Source organism: Peptoniphilus asaccharolyticus DSM 20463, assembly GCF_900176115.1.
GTDB lineage: Bacteria > Bacillota > Clostridia > Tissierellales > Peptoniphilaceae > Peptoniphilus > Peptoniphilus asaccharolyticus.
Map to the genome: position 1 here is coordinate 23,882 of NZ_FWWR01000014.1, position 16,756 is coordinate 40,637.

Annotated in this window: 18 protein-coding genes and 1 pseudogene; 15 read left to right on the forward strand and 4 right to left on the reverse strand. The window is 35.4% G+C overall.

All coding sequences use genetic code 11. The annotated features are described in order from the left end of the window. Nucleotides 1-249: 249 nt before the first annotated feature. The 3 genes and pseudogenes from B8869_RS09725 to B8869_RS09735 form a co-directional block, all read right to left on the reverse strand. A pseudogene (locus tag B8869_RS09725) lies at nt 250-480 on the reverse strand (transposase); the annotation flags it as partial. A 37-nt stretch (nt 481-517) separates the two neighbouring features. Continuing rightward, the gene (locus B8869_RS09730; RefSeq protein WP_084231427.1) at nt 518-784 is read right to left on the reverse strand and encodes a GNAT family N-acetyltransferase; all 267 of its coding nucleotides are present in this window, start codon (nt 782-784) and stop codon (nt 518-520) included. Nucleotides 785-851: 67 nt separating this feature from the next. Continuing rightward, the gene (locus B8869_RS09735; protein ID WP_084231428.1) at nt 852-1,775 is read right to left on the reverse strand and encodes a LysR family transcriptional regulator; all 924 of its coding nucleotides are present in this window, start codon (nt 1,773-1,775) and stop codon (nt 852-854) included. A 178-nt stretch (nt 1,776-1,953) separates the two neighbouring features. Here B8869_RS09735 and B8869_RS09740 point away from each other — a divergent pair, with 178 nt between their 5' ends. The 8 genes from B8869_RS09740 (at nt 1,954) to B8869_RS09775 (ending at nt 9,922) form a co-directional block, all read left to right on the forward strand. Then, nucleotides 1,954-2,853, forward strand: a complete 900-nt coding sequence (locus B8869_RS09740; RefSeq protein ID WP_200806000.1) for a substrate-binding domain-containing protein — start codon at nt 1,954-1,956, stop codon at nt 2,851-2,853. Then, entirely contained in the window at nt 2,843-3,736 is an 894-nt protein-coding gene (gene pstC, locus B8869_RS09745) for a phosphate ABC transporter permease subunit PstC (RefSeq protein ID WP_084231430.1), read from the forward strand. Before B8869_RS09740 ends, pstC begins: the two co-directional genes overlap by 11 nt. After that, the gene (pstA, locus tag B8869_RS09750; RefSeq protein ID WP_200806001.1) at nt 3,733-4,623 is read left to right on the forward strand and encodes a phosphate ABC transporter permease PstA; all 891 of its coding nucleotides are present in this window, start codon (nt 3,733-3,735) and stop codon (nt 4,621-4,623) included. The genes pstC and pstA overlap by 4 nt, the downstream gene beginning before the upstream one ends. Then, nucleotides 4,620-5,366 (forward strand): phosphate ABC transporter ATP-binding protein PstB, encoded by a 747-nt coding sequence (gene pstB, locus B8869_RS09755; RefSeq protein ID WP_084231431.1) that lies wholly within the window; start codon nt 4,620-4,622, stop codon nt 5,364-5,366. Before pstA ends, pstB begins: the two co-directional genes overlap by 4 nt. A gap of 4 nt (nt 5,367-5,370) precedes the next feature. Then, the gene (phoU, locus tag B8869_RS09760) at nt 5,371-6,018 is read left to right on the forward strand and encodes a phosphate signaling complex protein PhoU (protein ID WP_084231456.1); all 648 of its coding nucleotides are present in this window, start codon (nt 5,371-5,373) and stop codon (nt 6,016-6,018) included. Nucleotide 6,019: 1 nt separating this feature from the next. Then, nucleotides 6,020-6,709 carry a response regulator transcription factor gene (locus B8869_RS09765; RefSeq protein ID WP_084231432.1) on the forward strand — a complete coding sequence of 230 codons (690 nt, stop codon included), beginning with the start codon at nt 6,020-6,022 and terminating at the stop codon, nt 6,707-6,709. Next, entirely contained in the window at nt 6,702-8,321 is a 1,620-nt protein-coding gene (locus B8869_RS09770; protein ID WP_084231433.1) for a sensor histidine kinase, read from the forward strand. The genes B8869_RS09765 and B8869_RS09770 overlap by 8 nt, the downstream gene beginning before the upstream one ends. Before the next feature lie 131 nt (nt 8,322-8,452). Then, nucleotides 8,453-9,922 carry an aldehyde dehydrogenase family protein gene (locus B8869_RS09775; protein ID WP_084231434.1) on the forward strand — a complete coding sequence of 490 codons (1,470 nt, stop codon included), beginning with the start codon at nt 8,453-8,455 and terminating at the stop codon, nt 9,920-9,922. A gap of 65 nt (nt 9,923-9,987) precedes the next feature. Here B8869_RS09775 and B8869_RS09780 read toward each other — a convergent pair whose 3' ends face one another. Then, complete coding sequence (locus B8869_RS09780) at nt 9,988-10,383, reverse strand: Fur family transcriptional regulator (RefSeq protein ID WP_084231435.1); 396 nt, start codon at nt 10,381-10,383, stop codon at nt 9,988-9,990. Nucleotides 10,384-10,510: 127 nt separating this feature from the next. On the opposite strand from B8869_RS09780, the gene B8869_RS09785 reads away from it, so the two are divergent. Genes B8869_RS09785 through B8869_RS09815 form a run of 7 tightly spaced genes read left to right on the forward strand, consistent with a single transcriptional unit; the run spans nt 10,511 to nt 16,672 of the window. After that, complete coding sequence (locus B8869_RS09785) at nt 10,511-11,563, forward strand: metal ABC transporter substrate-binding protein (protein ID WP_084231436.1); 1,053 nt, start codon at nt 10,511-10,513, stop codon at nt 11,561-11,563. Next, complete coding sequence (locus B8869_RS09790; protein WP_084231437.1) at nt 11,560-12,207, forward strand: metal ABC transporter ATP-binding protein; 648 nt, start codon at nt 11,560-11,562, stop codon at nt 12,205-12,207. The genes B8869_RS09785 and B8869_RS09790 overlap by 4 nt, the downstream gene beginning before the upstream one ends. Next, entirely contained in the window at nt 12,194-12,994 is an 801-nt protein-coding gene (locus B8869_RS09795) for a metal ABC transporter permease (RefSeq protein WP_084231438.1), read from the forward strand. The genes B8869_RS09790 and B8869_RS09795 overlap by 14 nt, the downstream gene beginning before the upstream one ends. Before the next feature lie 41 nt (nt 12,995-13,035). Further along, nucleotides 13,036-13,506: a Cys-tRNA(Pro) deacylase gene (gene ybaK / locus B8869_RS09800; protein ID WP_084231439.1), complete on the forward strand. Its 471-nt coding sequence runs from the start codon at nt 13,036-13,038 to the stop codon at nt 13,504-13,506. Then, complete coding sequence (locus B8869_RS09805) at nt 13,507-15,189, forward strand: phospho-sugar mutase (protein ID WP_084231440.1); 1,683 nt, start codon at nt 13,507-13,509, stop codon at nt 15,187-15,189. It abuts the gene before it with no gap. Nucleotides 15,190-15,200: 11 nt separating this feature from the next. Next, nucleotides 15,201-16,124, forward strand: a complete 924-nt coding sequence (locus tag B8869_RS09810; protein WP_159445261.1) for a PfkB family carbohydrate kinase — start codon at nt 15,201-15,203, stop codon at nt 16,122-16,124. Continuing rightward, nucleotides 16,121-16,672 carry a hydrolase gene (locus B8869_RS09815; protein ID WP_084231442.1) on the forward strand — a complete coding sequence of 184 codons (552 nt, stop codon included), beginning with the start codon at nt 16,121-16,123 and terminating at the stop codon, nt 16,670-16,672. The genes B8869_RS09810 and B8869_RS09815 overlap by 4 nt, the downstream gene beginning before the upstream one ends. Nucleotides 16,673-16,756: the final 84 nt, after the last annotated feature.

The window sequence follows — 16,756 nt, forward strand, 5'->3', positions numbered from 1 at the left end:
AATGTTGGGGTTGGAATTGATAACCCAACAATTGATTTGGGAATTGTGAATTGCATCGCACACGAACTGTATCACGGGCGGGCTTCGCTACACTCTTGCCACCCCTACAAAACGCTACGGCTTCGCGTTGCTCGTGCGTACCCTACAATTTTCCACATCCTAGAAGGGTTATCTCTTGCTTACCCTGAAGTGGTATTGAATTTAACTATCGCATCACTATCACTGTTGCCACTCAAAGTGACTTTTTCTCTATTTCTCTATTTTTTCTCCAGTAAAAGGATCCAAGTATTCTTTCATACTGATTTGATCTTTAGCATAATCTTCTTCAAGCTGATTTCTTATGTATTCCCTTATCTTCTTTTCATTTTTTCCCACGGTATCTACAAAATATCCTCTGCACCAAAAGTGTCAGTTTCCATATTTATATTTTAGATTCGCGTGTCTATCAAAAATCATCAATGCGCTTTTACTCTTGTAAAAAAAGTTCCTCAAAATAAATTTAAGGAACTTAGTTTTGTTATGCTCTGATGTCGTCAAATTCTGTAGCGCTTAGTTTTTTGTTGACGTATGAACAAGTTGGAATTATCTTTTTGTTTTCAGCTCTTGCATCTTCAATAAGTTTTTTAACTAATTCTCCGGCTAAACCTTGTCCGCCGAATTCAGGTTTTACTATTGTATGCTCTGCGTCTATTTTTCCGTCTCTTTCAACGTATGTTAAGATTCCCTTGTAGTCTTGTTCGCTTTCGCCTATATAATAACAGTTTTGTCCTCTTTTAACTTCCATAACGACCTCCTAAAAGTATGAGTTTATCATTTGACTTATACCCAAGAGATTATAAATTAAAAGCGGATTAATAGTTTTCGTTTATTTTATATTGCTCTACATAGTGCTTTAAAATGTCTATATAGGTCTTGCCGATTTCTGATATTGGATTGTCGGATCTATATATATAGACAAGCTCCATGGCTTCTTCGCTTTCAAGAGGTATGGCAACTATATCGTCTCCGTTTAGTTCTCGAGATAGTATTCCAGATGAAATAGTGTATCCATCAAGACCGATTAAAAGATTGAACAGAGTGGCTCTATCTGTTACTACTATGGATTTTCTTGCGTATTCTATTGAGTGCAACTCTTCTGCATAATAGAAAGAGTTGTTAAGGCCTTGGTCATAGGTAAATCTTGGGTAGTCTTCAAGGTCTTTTAAGGTTACTGAAGTTCTGTTTGCAAGCGGATGGTTTTTACTGAAGAACACATGGGGTCTTGCTTTAAATAGTCGTTCAAATTTCAAGTCGTTTGCAACGAAACTTCTCTTTAAAATTTCTCTGTTAAAGTCACTTAGATATAGTATTCCGACTTCGCTACGTCTTGTGCGAATGTCTTCTATAATTTCAAAAGTTTTAAGCTCTTTTAGAGAAAATTCATATTCATCTTTACCAAGCAATTTAACTAATTTAACAAATGCATTTACAACAAAGGCGTAGTGTTGTGAAGCGACGGCAAATATTCTCTTAACTGATTTTTCGGATTTATATTGTCCTTCTAAGAGGTCTGCTTGTTCTATAACTTGTTTTGCATAGGATAAAAATTTTGTACCATCATCAGTTAAGCTGACGCCACGGTTTGTTCTGTAAAATATTGTGATGCCCATTTCTTTTTCAAGTTCCATGATGGATTTGGAAAGAGTAGGTTGTGTTATAAATAATTCTTGAGCCGCTGTGTGAATTGAGCCAGTATGAGCGACTTGTATTATATATCTAAGTTGTTGTAATGTCATTTCTTACCTCTTTTATCAATTTTACCATTTGTATTATATCATTCGACATAAAATTATCAAAATTTTTAAAGTGCATATTATTTTACATAAACTTTACAATCTGATGCTAATAACTTTACAATCGGACAATATAATGAGCGTGTAATAAAAAACAGGAACTTTAGAAAGGATGAATTCAATGTTTAGTAAAGTATTTAAGAAATTATTTGTTATGGTTTGTGTAGTGAGTTTTACAATTGGACTTGTGGCATGTGGCAACAACCCAAAAAACACTGCAGAGGAATCAAAAGAATCTGTTTTGGGAGCTATCGACGTCATTTCAAGGGAAGATGGTTCTGGAACAAGAGGAGCTTTTACTGAAATTGTGGGATTGATAGAAAAAGATGCAGATGGAAATGAAACTGATTTAACTTCTCCTGAAGCGGTTATACAAAATTCTACTGACGCAGTTATGACAGCAACTGCAAATGACGAAAGTGCCATAGGATATATTTCTCTTGGATCAGTTAACGACACTATAAAGGCTTTAAAAATCGGTGGAGTTGAGGCAAGTGCTGAGGATATTACCAATGGTTCTTATCCAATTGCAAGACCATTTAACGTGGTTTACAAAGACATCACACCTGAAGTGGAAGACTTCTTAAAATTTATGGCATCTGCTGAGGGACAAAAGGTGGTTGAAGAAGCGGGATACGTTGCAAACAAAGAAGTGCAACCTTATCAAGCTACAAACAACACTGCAAGCATCACAATCGCTGGTTCAACTTCTGTTGCACCACTTATGGAAAAATTAGTTGAGGCTTACAAGGCACACAATACTGAATTCAAAGCTGATATCCAAGCAACAGGTTCATCATCAGGTATTCAAGCTGCGATAGACGGTTCTGCTCAAATAGGAATGTCTTCAAGAGAGCTTAAGGAAGATGAAGCAAAGCAAGTTAAAAAAGAAGTTATAGCAATGGACGGAATAGCTGTGATAGTAAACAAGGCAAATGAAACTTCTGACATCACTATGGAACAAGTAAGAGATATATTCAATGGTAAATTAACTGATTGGACTGAGGTAAATGGAAAATAAAGTAGTATACAAAGTTAAAAGTCAGCAAGAGTTTAAAGAGAGTATCGCAAGATACCTCTTTTTACTCAGTGCTATGTTATCTGTAATATTCATTCTTTTAATTTCATATTTTATATTTAGTGGCGGAATAAATTTATTTAGAGAAGTAGGGATAAAAGATTTTTTATTTAACTCTAAATGGGCACCTATGAACAAACCAGCTTCATTTGGAATTTTTTCAATGGTGATGGGCTCTGTGATGGCAACTTTGATTTCGAGTGCGTTAGCAGTGCCGATAGCTGTCTTTACGGCAACTTTTTTGGCTTGTGACTGCCCGAAGTGGCTATACAAAATTTTAAAGCCAGCTCTAAATCTAATGGCGGGAATTCCGTCTATAATCTATGGTTTCTTTGCGCTGACTTTTATAGTTCCAAAGATGAAAGATTTGTTTGGCGGAACAGGAATGAGCATTTTAACTGCTTCTATTCTTCTCTTGATAATGATACTTCCGACTATAATTTCTATTTCTGAAAATGCAATACGTTCTGTTCCGTATTCTTACTACACAGGAAGCATTGCACTCGGAGCAACTCACGAAAGAACTGTTATGAAAGTTTTGATGCCGGCGGCTAAGAGCGGAATTTTCGCCGGAATAATTCTTGGGATAGGTCGTGCAATAGGGGAGACAATGGCTGTGATATTGGTTGCTGGAAATCAAACACGTCTTACATTTGACATCTTCAAGGGAATTAGAACACTAACTACTAACATTGTAATGGAAATGGGATATGCATCAGGAATGCACAGAGAGGCTCTAATAGCAACTGCATGTGTCCTATTTATATTCATCCTTATAATAAACTTTACTTTTTGGATTTTTAAGAAGAGGAGCGAAAGACTATGAGCACTAAACTTTGGATATTAATTATATTGGCAACAATTCTCATAGGAACTGCTATATTTTTAAAGTCTAAAAATATGTTGAGTCCTTATAGATTTTTTACAACACTTTCAGTTATTTTTACTTTCGGAAGTTTGGTGCTGATAGTGGAATATGTACTTTCAAAAGGGCTACCTTATATAAAACCATCTCTTTTTGCAATGGAATACACTTCTGAAAATGTGTCCATGCTACCTGCCATTATAACCACTCTTATAGTCGTGGCGCTTGCGATTCTCGTGGCAGCACCAATAGGAGTTTTTACGGCGATATATTTAGTGGAATATGCAAAGAGCGGTTCAAAGGTTGTGGAAGTCATAAGACTTGCGGCTGAAACTCTACAAGGTATTCCATCAATAGTGTATGGATTATTTGGAATGATGTTTTTCTCCGTTTGGCTTGGGTTTGGTTTTTCAATTCTATCTGGAGTTTGCACAGTTGCAATTATGATTTTACCTTTGATAATACGTTCGACAGAAGAGGCTTTGAAAGCTGTCAACAACAGTATAAGATTTGCGTCATTTGCACTTGGAGCGGGAAAGCTCAGAACAATTTTTAAGATTGTACTTCCAGTTGCAATGCCTGGGATTATTTCGGGCATAGTGCTTGCTACAGGACGTGTAGTGGGAGAGACTGCTTGTCTTATGTTCACTCTTGGAACTGCGACAAAGATGCCGACAGGTCTATTTTCCTCTTCGAGAACTTTGGCGCTTCATGTGTATATGCTCTCCTCTGAAGGGATGCACGTGGGAGAGGCTTATGCAACAGCGACTGTACTACTTTTGATAGTGCTTTTAATTAATTTTGTTTCAAATAAAATAGCAAGTAAATTTATGGAGGTTAAGAGTTGACACGTTTTGATATAGAAAATTTAAATCTATACTATGGTGATTTTAAAGCATTAAAGGGAATAAATATGGAAATAGGATCTAATGAGATAACTGCTTTTATAGGGCCTTCCGGATGCGGCAAATCAACTACCATAAAGTGTTTAAATAGAATGAATGATTTGGTGGAGGGTTGTAGAATCGAGGGCAGGATAGCTCTTGATGGGAAAGATATAAATTCATACGAAATAAATGCTCTTAGAAAGAGAGTGGGGATGGTGTTCCAATCACCAAATCCATTTCCAATGTCAATTTATAACAACATAGCTTACGGGCCTAAAACTCATGGAATAACTGACAAGAGTACTTTAGACGGGATTGTTGAAAAATCTTTAAAGGCTGCTGCAATATGGGACGAAGTGAAAAATGATTTAAATAAAAATGCTCTTTCGATTTCCGGAGGGCAACAACAAAGGCTTTGCATAGCGAGATGTCTTGCTGTGGAGCCGGATGTAATATTGATGGACGAACCTACGTCTGCGCTTGATCCTATTTCCACTGGGAAGATAGAGGACCTTGTCCTTGAATTGAAAAAAGATTATACTATCATCATGGTAACGCACAATATGCAACAGGCCTCAAGGGTTTCAGACAAAACTGCATTTTTCTTAAATGGAGAAGTTGTGGAGTTTGGAGATACTTATGAAATTTTCTCCAATCCAAGAGATAAGAGAACGGAAGATTATATAACAGGAAGGTTTGGGTGATATAGTGCGTAAGAGATTTGATGAAGAACTTAATCTATTAAATGATGAAATGTTGCAGATGAGTATGATAGCTGAAAAGGCGATAGACAAGGCTGTAAATTTAATCTTTGAAGTGGATAAGGAAAGTATTAAAGAAGTTTTTGAGTATGAAGAAGAAACAGATAGGTTGGAGACTAAAATACAAGATCATTGTTTGAGATTGTTTTTAGAGCAACAGCCGGTTGCCACAGATTTGAGATGGATTTCTGCAACTCTAAAGATGATTACGGACATGGAGAGAATAGGCGACCAAGCCCGAGACATCGCAGAGTTGTGTAAGTATTTTAAAGATACGGACAAAGTATTTTCTGTGGATGTTATCAAGCAAATGGCAAAGGCTACAATTGCCATGGTGCATAAGAGCATAGATGCTTATGTAAAGAGAGATATTGAAATAGCTCGTAGTGTCTCTAAAGATGATGACATAGTGGACGAATATTTTATTGAAGTTAGAGCGGAATTTGTAAAGTTGATAAAGAATGAATCCTTAGATGCTGAGCGAATAATTGACTTGATTATGATTACAAAGTATCTTGAGAGAATTGCAGACCATGCTGTTAATATTTCAAGATGGATAATATTTGCCATAGAGGGATTTCCAACAGAGGCGTAATATGTTGATATATATTGTAGAAGATGATAGTTCTATACAAAAATTAATTGAATATGCATTAAAATCTAAAAATTACAACTGTAAGGGTTTTGAAAATGGTAGGGAGTTCTTTGCTGAACTCTCTAAAGTTGTACCTGATTTAATTTTGTTAGATATAATGTTGCCGGATATGGATGGGACTGAAATTCTAAAGAAATTAAAACAAAACAGCACTACTGTTGATATACCTGTGATGATGCTCACTGCAAAGACTTCTGAGTATGATATTGTAAGCTCATTAGACCTTGGAGCAGATGACTATATGACAAAGCCTTTTTCTGTTTTGGAATTGCTTTCAAGAGTGAATGCACTTTTACGAAGAACTAAGAGTGAAAAGAAAGCAGAGGACAAGATAGAATTCGAGGGGATTAGCATGGATCTTTTGAGAAGACAGGTGATGATTGATGGAGAAGCTATTCTTTTGACATATAAAGAATTTGAACTTTTAAAGTATATGTTAAGCAATGTTGGGATTGTCTTGTCGAGGGAGATGCTTTTAAACTCTGTGTGGGGATATGACTATGAGGGCGAAACTCGAACTGTAGACATGCACATAAAGTTATTAAGAGAAAAACTTGGAGAGAAGAGAGAACTTATACATACTGTAAGAGGTGTGGGATATAAAATAAAAATAGGAGATAAAAATGGATAGGCACATTCGAAAATATTTGAGAATTGTTGCGATTTTTTCCTTCGTTATTATTTTTATCGCCTCCTCAATTATATATTTTGTAGATTACAACGATAGTCAATACAAAACTCTATCCACTTTTAGTTCTGTAATTGAGCAGGAACTTTCAAACAAAGTGGATAAATTTGGATATATTACAGAATTGAGTGGTAAGTTTAAGGGTTTAAGAATAAGATATATTTCGGGAACAAAAAGCTACGATTCTGCAAAAAGTGAAAATTTTAGTTTGGAAGTTGGAAAAAATACAAACCATGTGGACATGGCTAAGACCGAGTATGAGTTGGTTAGAAAGTTAGAAGATGGTTCATTACTTGGAGTTAGCACTGTGAAAAGCAGCCTCTTGGGAGTGCTTATACACTTGTTGCCGATAAACTTTTTAGCATTTGGCTGTGTGTTTATACTCACTAAGTTTGTTACAAAGAGAGCTGTGACAAAGGTCATGAATCCTATAAATGCTTATGAAAAGACAGAGAACTTAGAAGCTCTAAAAGATGCGCCGGAGATATACCCTTTAGAAAAATTATTTAATAGGCTAAACGACGCCAAGGTAAGAGAGATAAATGAAGTCGAGCGCCAAAGAGATACAATAAATACAATCTTGGGTGGTATGAAAGAAGGTCTTTTGATACTTGACGAAAAGAGAAGAATCTTGATGCTCAATTCGGAAGCGGCGAAGATTCTCGAAACAGATCAGGATTCTGTGAGCAAGAGTATTTTATATGTAACAAGAAATAGCGAGATAGTTAAGGCTATTGAAGATTGTTACATGGGGGTTTATTCGGAAGGAAGGATGGAATGTCAAGATAGATATATCAAGTACTACTCCAATCCTGTGTACTATGAAGGCAAGATAAATGGAGCTGTACTACTTTTGATAGACGAAACAAAGAGGATTGAGGCGGAAAAAGTAAGAGAGGAATTTTCAGCCAACGTGTCTCATGAGTTGAGAACTCCATTGACTTCAATTTATGGCTTTGCGGAACTCTTAAATGCGGGCATGATAACAGATGATAAGGACAGAAAAGAGATTTACGACAGAATTTATGGCGAATCGAAGAGACTGCTCAGCTTGATTGACGAGATAATCAAGATTTCAAAACTTGAATCCAATGTGCAAGTTGCAGAGGACAGGGTAGATTTAAAAGAGTTGGAACAGAGGTTAAGAGAATATTTTGAACCAATAGCGAGTGAAAAGTCCGTAGCACTAAAGATTAGCGGAGATGGAATATTTAAATCCAATATGACAATGGTTTGGGAAATGCTGGCAAATATTATAGAGAACTCAATTAAGTACAATGTTGAAGATGGCATAGTTGATGTCGAGATGAAAGTGGGAAGAGCTGTTGAGTTTACTGTTAAAGACTCCGGAATAGGAATTGACGAGGAAAGCTTAAAGAGAATTTTTGAGAGGTTCTATAGAGTTGACAAGTCACGCAACAAGAAGAGCGGTGGCACTGGGCTTGGGCTTTCAATTGTGAAACACATAGTCAAGAATTTGGACGGAGATATTGAAGTGCAAAGTGAAGTTGGAGTTGGAACAACAATAAAAATAATTTTACCTAAGACTGAATAATTTAATAGCTATATGAAAAAGAGATTGTTAAAAAAATCTCTTTTTTTAGTGTGTTTTTTATAAAATACAAGGGGTATAGATTGAAAAGGAAGAAAATATTTTAATTAAATTAATAGAAAAAGGGTGATGAAATGTCTTTTAAAATAAAAGAACAATATAGGATGTTTATAGGTGGGGAATGGAAAGAGGCTTCAGACGGACAATGGTTAGAAACTTTTAATCCGGCAACTGGAGAAGTTTTATCTAAGATTCCTCAAGCGACAAATGAAGATGTGGACAGTGCTGTTGAGGCTGCTAAGAAAGCTTTTGAAACTTTTAAAGATTCTACAGCTACAGAAAGACAAGCACTATTAAATAAAATAGCAGATGTAATAGAAGAAAATGCAGACTACTTGGCAACTATAGAGTCTATGGACAATGGTAAGCCAATTAGAGAAACTAAGGGAGCGGATATACTTTTGGCTGCAGATCACTTTAGATATTTTGCAGCAACGGCGAGAATGCAAGAAGGTACAGCTCAAATGTTGGATAAGAACACATTGAACTTAATTCTACACGAGCCTATCGGAGTTGTGGGACAAATCGTTCCTTGGAATTTCCCGTTCTTGATGGCAGCTTGGAAGTTGGCGCCAGTTTTAGCAGCTGGTGATGTAACTATTTTAAAACCATCAAGCAGTACTTCTCTATCTGTGCTTGCTCTTATGGAATTGATTCAAGATATAGTGCCGGCTGGTGTAATCAACATAGTAACAGGTTCTGGTTCTAAGAGTGGAGAGTATCTACAACACCATAAAGGACTTGATAAACTTGCTTTCACAGGCTCAACTGAAGTTGGTAGAGGAATAGGAATTGCGGCAGCAGAGAGAATTATTCCGGCAACTCTTGAACTTGGTGGAAAGAGTGCAAATATCTTCTTTGAAGATGCAGACATGGACTTAGCTCTTGAAGGTGTTCAATTAGGAATACTATTTAACCAAGGACAAGTTTGTTCAGCAGGTTCAAGAATATTTGTACAAGAAAGTTTCTATGATAAGTTTGTGGAAAAAGTTGTTGAGGCATTTAAGAAAGTTAAGGTTGGAGACCCTCTTGATCCTGAAACACAAATGGGTGCTCAATCAAGCCCGGGTCAACTTAATAAGATTTTAAATTATGTTGAAATAGGACAACAAGAAGGAGCTAAGGTTCTAACTGGTGGAAATAAAATTAAAGGTGATGGAGTGTTCATGGAACCAACATTGCTTGGCGAGGTAACTAACGAAATGAGAGTTGCAAGAGAAGAAATTTTCGGACCGGTTGGAGTAATTATTAAATTTAAAGATGAAGAAGATTTGATAAGAATGGCAAATGATTCAGACTATGGTCTTGGAGGTGGTGTATTCACACAAGACATCAACAAAGCCATGAGAGTTGCCACTGGAGTTAGAACTGGTAGAATATGGATTAACACATATAATACTTTCCCAGCTGGTGCGCCATTTGGTGGATATAAAGAGTCTGGAATAGGTCGTGAAACTCACAAAGTTATCTTAGACCACTACACTCAAATAAAAAATATTTTGATAAACTTAAGTACAACTCCTGGCGGAATGTATGTAAAATAAAATAATAAAAAACAAGCTCTTTGAGATGCGAACTCAGGAGTTTGTTTTTTATTGAACGTTTACTTTTATTCTTGGCAGTTCGGACAAATCCCCTTTAGTTCAAGAATATGTCCTGTAACTTTGAACCCGGTAGTGTTTGCAATATTATCTTCATAAGAAGAAATTGGGCAACGTTCAAGTTGAACTACCTTTCCACACTTAGAGCATACGATATAGTGTTCGTGTGAGTCGTGAAGGGTATAGTAGTTGAGTCCATTTTGACGAAGTGTCTTTTTAAGTATGCCAGGCCTTTCAAGTTCACTTAAAATTCTATAGACACTGGAGCCGGAAACTATATCTCTATTTATTTTTGAAATCAACTCTTCTGCAGAGAGAGGCACAGAACTATCATTTAGGATATTTAAAATTTCCATGCGGGCTTTAGTAGCTCTGAAGCCATGTTCAATTAATAATTTTTCCATAATAAACCTCCATCTCTAATAAGTATAACATTTTTAGAAGAAAAATAGTATTTGACTTTATTTTCGACAAAAAAGGGTATACTATAACTTAAGAATAATAATTAATTTTAGGAGGAGTAGAAAATAGATGAAAAAAATTAAGCATCTATTAGTTGCAATGGCACTTGTTGTGTTGGCAGCTTGCAGTAATAAGAATGTGGCTGGAGATAAACAGGTTGAAGATGCTTCCGGAAAGATTAAAGTGTATGCATCTGTATATCCTGTTTATGATTTTGTAAACAAGATTGGTGGAGACAAGATAGAACTTAAGTCAGTGATTCCAAATGGAGAAGAACCTCACGGATGGGAACCTGACCAACAACTTTTAAAAGACCTTGAAGGCGCAGATGTGTTTGTATATTCTGGAGCAGGTCTTGAATCTTGGGTAGACAAAGTTACAGAATCTGTAAAGAATGAAAATTTAAAGATTGTTGAAGCTACAGAAGGTGTGGACTTAATAGCTAACACTCACCACCATGATGAAGAACATGAAGCGGCAGAGCACAACCACAATCATGACAATGAACATGAAGCAGCTGAACACAATCATGAACACAACGAACATCACAATGAGGCGGCAGAACATGAACATGCTCATGAACATGAACATGATCACGGAGCTTATGACCCACACGTTTGGTTATCTCCAACAAGAGCAATAAAAGAATTGGAAAATATTACAACTGCACTTTCAGAAGCTGACCCTGCAAATGCTGATTACTATAAAGAAAACTTAGCTAAGTATTCAGAAGAGTTTAAGCAATTAGATGCAGACTATAAGGCAAAGCTTGCAGAAGTTCCAAACAAGACAATTGTAGTATCTCACGAAGCTTATGGATATCTTGTGGCAGACTATGGTTTAGAACAATTTGGTATAACAGGAATTGAAGCAGAAACTGAACCAGATGCAAAGACAATGAAAGAAATAATTCAACTTGTGAAAGAAAAAAATATCAACACTATATTTACAGAAGAGTTGCTTGATACTAAGATAGCTGATACAATTTCATCAGAAACAGGCGCTAAAACTGTTAGATTGAATCCACTTGAAGGACTTTCTGAAGAAGAAATCAAAAATGGGGATGAATATGTTTCAGTTATGAGAGCAAATCTTGAAAAATTAGTTGAGGCTTTAAGTTGAAATTACTTGAAATAAAGAATTTAGATTTTGGTTATAACAAAGAAAAAGTTTTAAAAAATATAGACTTAACAATTAACGGGGGCGAATTTATCGCCCTCGTTGGTTCTAATGGAGCAGGTAAGACTACTTTTGTAAAACTTATATTAGGTGAGTTGCGCCCTGATAGCGGTTCAATAGATTTTAATTTAGAAAATGGATTTAGAGACGTCGGATATGTTCCGCAGTTGGGAGTGGGTTCGAGTTATAATTTCCCAATAACTGTTAGAGAACTACTTTCGCTACCGCTAAAGAGACGTGGGAAACTTACCAAGGCAGAGAATGATAGGATAGAAGAAATTTTAAAACTTGTGGGAATTGCAGAGAAGGTGGATGTATTATATTCAGAACTTTCAGGCGGGCAGAGACAGAGAGTTTTGATTGCAAAAGCACTTATAACGTATCCTAAGTTTTTGATTTTAGATGAACCTACAAATGGAATAGACCACAATACAAAGGGTAAATTATATAGTTTGCTTCACCATATAAACAAGATGCACGGCATAACTATTTTGATAATTACACATGAGTTGGACTTGGTTAAAGATTATTTGGACAGAGTGTATATTGTGGAAGATGGACAGGTGAGGGCAGATGGAGATATTTGAGTATGGTTATATGAATCGTGCTTTGATAGTGGGATTTATAGTTTCAATCATAATTCCTTTTATGGGAATAGTTGTTGTAAATAAAAAAATATCCATGATAGGAGATGCACTTTCTCACGTTTCTTTAGCTGGAGTGCTTATGGGTTTTGTATTGGGAATCAACATGACCTTGGGAGCACTTATAGTGTGTGTTATAGCTGCTCTTTTAATGGAATTTATAAGAAAGAAATTTCCAAGTTATCAAGAGATTTCAACTGCGATTATAATGTCAACCGGTATAGGATTATCCTCAATATTATCGGGATTTTTAACTCGTTCGGCAAACTTTGAAGGGTTTTTATTTGGGAGTATAATTGCAATTCCCAATGATGAATTTGCACTTATCGTTGCAGTTGGAGCGGTGGTATTTTTAACTTTTATATATTTTTATAAGGACTTGATGCACATTTCTTTTGACGAGACCAGTGCAAGGCTTTCGGGGATAAATGTAGGACTTGTAAACACAATCTTTATGATGTTAATTGCTATAACAATTTCAGTTTCTGCAAGGACTGTGGGGATACTTATAATATCTTCGTTGATGGTTATACCTGTGGCTTGTGCTATGAAGTTTAGAATGGGGTATTTCAAAACTCTTGTCTTATCGTCAATTTTTGGGATGTTGTTTACTATGAGTGGACTTGTGCTCTCATTTTATTTAGGTTTAAAACCGGGAGGGACTATAGTTTTAATAGGTGTTATAACGCTTATAATTATTCTTTTGATTTCTCCTAAGTTTAATAGATGATGGACTTGAAGATAAACATTGATTTTGGGTAAAATACAAGTATGAAGAAAACTAATGCAATGAGAATTTTGGATCAAAACAAAATTGAATACGAGATAGTAGAATATTCAGAAGATGGTGGCATATCAGGCCAAGATGTTGCAAGACAGTTGGGGGAAGATGAAGAAACGGTTTTTAAAACTCTTGTGACACATTCTAAGAATGAAAATTTTGTGTTTGTTGTGCCGGTATGTGATGAATTGGATTTGAAACTTGCCGCCTCTGTATCTGGAGCGAAGAAGATAGAGATGCTAAAGCAATCTGAATTGCTAAAGACAACAGGTTACATTCACGGAGGTTGTTCTCCTGTTGGAATGAAAAAACTTTTTAAAACGTATGTAGATGAGTCTGCCTTAGAAAAGGATTTTATATATGTGAGTGGTGGGAAAATAGGAATGCAGATAAAGATAAACCCACGAGATTTAGAAAAGTTGATTGGAGCGGAATTTGTTCAAATAGTTAGGAGAGATTAAATGGAATATAAAGACAGAATGAATGAATGGTTAAGTAGTAGTGTGATTGATGAAGAGTCTAAGGCTGAAATCAGAAAAATTAAAGATGAAGCAGAACTGATGGATAGATTTTATAGAGATTTAGAGTTTGGAACTGCGGGTCTTAGAGGAATACTTGGCTCAGGTACTAATAGAATGAACAAGTATGTGATTATGAGAGCTTCACAAGGTCTTGCCAACACTATAAAAAATCATGGGGAAGAAGCTATTAAAAAGGGAATTGTAATAGCTCATGATGTGAGATATATGTCGCATGAATTTTCAGAAATAGCAGCTTCAGTTTTTGCTGCTAATGGAATTAAAACTTATCTATTTGATGACATTAGACCTACACCTATGCTTTCTTATGCAGTGAGATATTTGGGGACTCAATCTGGAATCGTAATCACAGCGAGCCACAATCCTAAAAATTATAATGGATACAAAGTTTACTGGGATAAAGGGTCTCAAATTTTAGAAGATATAGCATCAGAAATTTTAACTGAAATAGATAAGTTGAACTTTGAAGATGTTGAGACTATGGACTATGAAGAAGCTAAGAATAAAGGGCTTATAGAAATACTTTCTCACGACTTGGATAAGTCATACTATAGAGAGACTCTTATAAGAGCACTTAGAGAAAATGTAGATAAAGACATCAGTGTGGTATACACTCCTCTTAATGGAACTGGTAACTATCCTGTGAGACATATTTTAAGTGAAAGAGGATTTAAAAACATAACTGTTGTACCTGAACAAGAAAATCCTGACCCAACTTTTGCAACTGTAGGCTATCCTAATCCGGAAGATACAAAAGCTTTTGCCTATGCTAAAAAATTGGGACACGAGATAGCTGCGGATTTACTTATTGCGACAGACCCAGACTGCGACAGAGTGGCTATGATGGCACTACACGATGGTGAATATTTTGAATTCAATGGAAATCAAATAGGTTCTCTTTTAGCTTACTATATACTTAGTTCGTTAGAAGAAAAGGGAGCTATTCCAAAGAATGGTGCAATTGTAAAATCAATAGTAACAGGGGATTTGCCAAGAAAGATTGCTGAAAGCTTCGGTGTAAAATCTTATGAAACTCTAACAGGATTTAAGAATATATGTGCTCTTCCAAACAAGTGGGATGAAACAAAAGAATCTGAATTCATCTATGGATTTGAAGAAAGCATAGGATATGTATTCGGAGGACACGTAAGAGATAAAGATGGCGTAATTTCATCTATGCTAATTGTTGAAATGGCAGCTTACTATAAGTCTAAGGGAATGACTCTTGTAGATGTTTTAAATGAAATTTTTGAAAAGTATGGCTACCATGCAGAGCATCTTATGAGCGTTGTGCTTGAAGGTTTAGAAGGCTCTAATAGAATTAAGAGAATGATGGAATTCTTCAGAGGAACAAATTTTGAATCTTTTGCAGATATAAAATTAAAAGAGAGAATTGACTATAAAGATGGCTACAAAGATGTTGGAAAGAGCAATGTTTTAATTTACCATTTAGAAGATGGCTCTTGGTTTGCAGTTAGACCATCAGGAACAGAACCAAAGATAAAGCTATACATCTATGTAGTTGATAAAGATGGAGAAGCAGCGAAGAAAAAGGTAGAGGATATAAAAGAAGACGTATTATCAAAACTTAACTCAGTTGAATAATGGAGGCTGACATGATACTGTTTTGTGAATTTAATCCTACTCTTAGAAGAGAATATAGAGTGGTTGATTTTGAAAAGAATAAAGAGAATACTTTTTCTGAAAAAATTGAATATCCAACTGGCGAAATTTTAGACACTATGCTCTTAATAGATAGTATGTCTGCTAATACTACTCTATTAACTTATTTGGGTGGTAAGACTGGGGAATTGTTCAGACAAGAACTAAACAAGATTGGAATCGATCCAGTTGTAGTGCGTGCTAAAGATGAGAGCATGGAAGAGATTTTGATTAGAAGCAGAAGTCTCAAAACACTTATACGAGGGGAATATCCGGTTTTAACTAATGATGAGGAAGAAAATTTATTTAGCAATTTCAACGAACTACTTCAAAATGCACAGATTGTTTTGATTTCTGCTATGGGAAATCCAAATATAGATTCTGCGATGTATAAGAGTTTCTTTAATTTGTGCTATAAAAATGGAGTGAGAGTTTTAACTGCTCCGGGAAAGATTGAAGATGTTATAGATGCAAAACCATATTTGATGGTGGTTGATAAAGAAGACTTAGAGAACTACACTAACTTCGTGATAAAGACACAAAATCAAGTTTTAAAAGCATCTAACATAATTTTTGAAAAAGGTGTTGGAGTTTTAGTTGTGAATTCGCAAACAGGTGTCATGGTAAACACAAAAGGAGCAAGTTACAGAGTTGATTTTAGTGATTTAAAATATTCTGTTGGCAAATTTGATAAGAATAAGCTAAACGGTGGCATAGCTCTTGGAATTGAAAGAGGATACGATTTTGAAATGACTTTAAAACTTGGAATAGCTTGTGCACTTGTGGAGTCTGTTGTGAGAGATAGAAAAGCTGAGATGGCAGATTTAAAAGGTTTGATGAACGGTATAAAAGTACATGTTATCAAGGAGGAAATTTGAAAAATTTTAATATAGATAGAGAACAAGCTCTGTTTTTGTTTATAGACGTACAAGATAAATTATTAAAAGCTATCGCAAACAGAGAAGATGTTTTAAAAAATACAAAAATTCTTGCAAAAATGGCTGATATTATGAAATTGGAAAGTATTTTTACAGCTCAATATCCAAAGGGGCTTGGCTTTAATAATGAAGAATTAAAAGCTATTTTACCGGATGCAAAAGAATTTCCAAAGACTACTTTTAGCTGTATGTTGGACGAAGCTTTTGTAGAGGAACTTAAAAAGACAAATAAAAAACAAATAGTTTTAAGTGGAATAGAAGCTCATATATGTGTATTGCTTACAGCAAGAGATCTTATAGCTAACGGCTATGAGGTGTTCATTGCGAGTGATGCAATTGGTTCAAGAAGCGAATTCAACTACAACAATGCACTTCAAATGCTAAATGAAATGGGATGTGTAGTTACAAACACAGAAACTATTATGTTTGACTTAAATTCAATCTCAGGTACTGATGAATTCAAAGCTGTTCAAAAGCTTATAATTTAAGCTTAATAAGTAAATATAAAATATTAAATATACAGGGCAATCCTGTATATTTTTTGTTTGTTATTATATAATTTTGATAGGTGA

Bases quoted from the DNA above. Each gene is read 5' to 3' on its own strand.
- B8869_RS09730 (WP_084231427.1), bottom strand. From the start codon at position 784: ATGGAAGTTAAAAGAGGACAAAACTGTTATTATATAGGCGAAAGCGAA.
- B8869_RS09735 (WP_084231428.1), bottom strand. From the start codon at position 1,775: ATGACATTACAACAACTTAGATATATAATACAAGTCGCTCATACTGGC.
- B8869_RS09740 (WP_200806000.1), top strand. From the start codon at position 1,954: ATGTTTAGTAAAGTATTTAAGAAATTATTTGTTATGGTTTGTGTAGTG.
- pstC (WP_084231430.1), top strand. From the start codon at position 2,843: ATGGAAAATAAAGTAGTATACAAAGTTAAAAGTCAGCAAGAGTTTAAA.
- pstA (WP_200806001.1), top strand. From the start codon at position 3,733: ATGAGCACTAAACTTTGGATATTAATTATATTGGCAACAATTCTCATA.
- B8869_RS09765 (WP_084231432.1), top strand. From the start codon at position 6,020: ATGTTGATATATATTGTAGAAGATGATAGTTCTATACAAAAATTAATT.
- B8869_RS09770 (WP_084231433.1), top strand. From the start codon at position 6,702: ATGGATAGGCACATTCGAAAATATTTGAGAATTGTTGCGATTTTTTCC.
- B8869_RS09775 (WP_084231434.1), top strand. From the start codon at position 8,453: ATGTCTTTTAAAATAAAAGAACAATATAGGATGTTTATAGGTGGGGAA.
- B8869_RS09780 (WP_084231435.1), bottom strand. From the start codon at position 10,383: ATGGAAAAATTATTAATTGAACATGGCTTCAGAGCTACTAAAGCCCGC.
- B8869_RS09785 (WP_084231436.1), top strand. From the start codon at position 10,511: ATGAAAAAAATTAAGCATCTATTAGTTGCAATGGCACTTGTTGTGTTG.
- B8869_RS09795 (WP_084231438.1), top strand. From the start codon at position 12,194: ATGGAGATATTTGAGTATGGTTATATGAATCGTGCTTTGATAGTGGGA.
- ybaK (WP_084231439.1), top strand. From the start codon at position 13,036: ATGAAGAAAACTAATGCAATGAGAATTTTGGATCAAAACAAAATTGAA.
- B8869_RS09805 (WP_084231440.1), top strand. From the start codon at position 13,507: ATGGAATATAAAGACAGAATGAATGAATGGTTAAGTAGTAGTGTGATT.
- B8869_RS09810 (WP_159445261.1), top strand. From the start codon at position 15,201: ATGATACTGTTTTGTGAATTTAATCCTACTCTTAGAAGAGAATATAGA.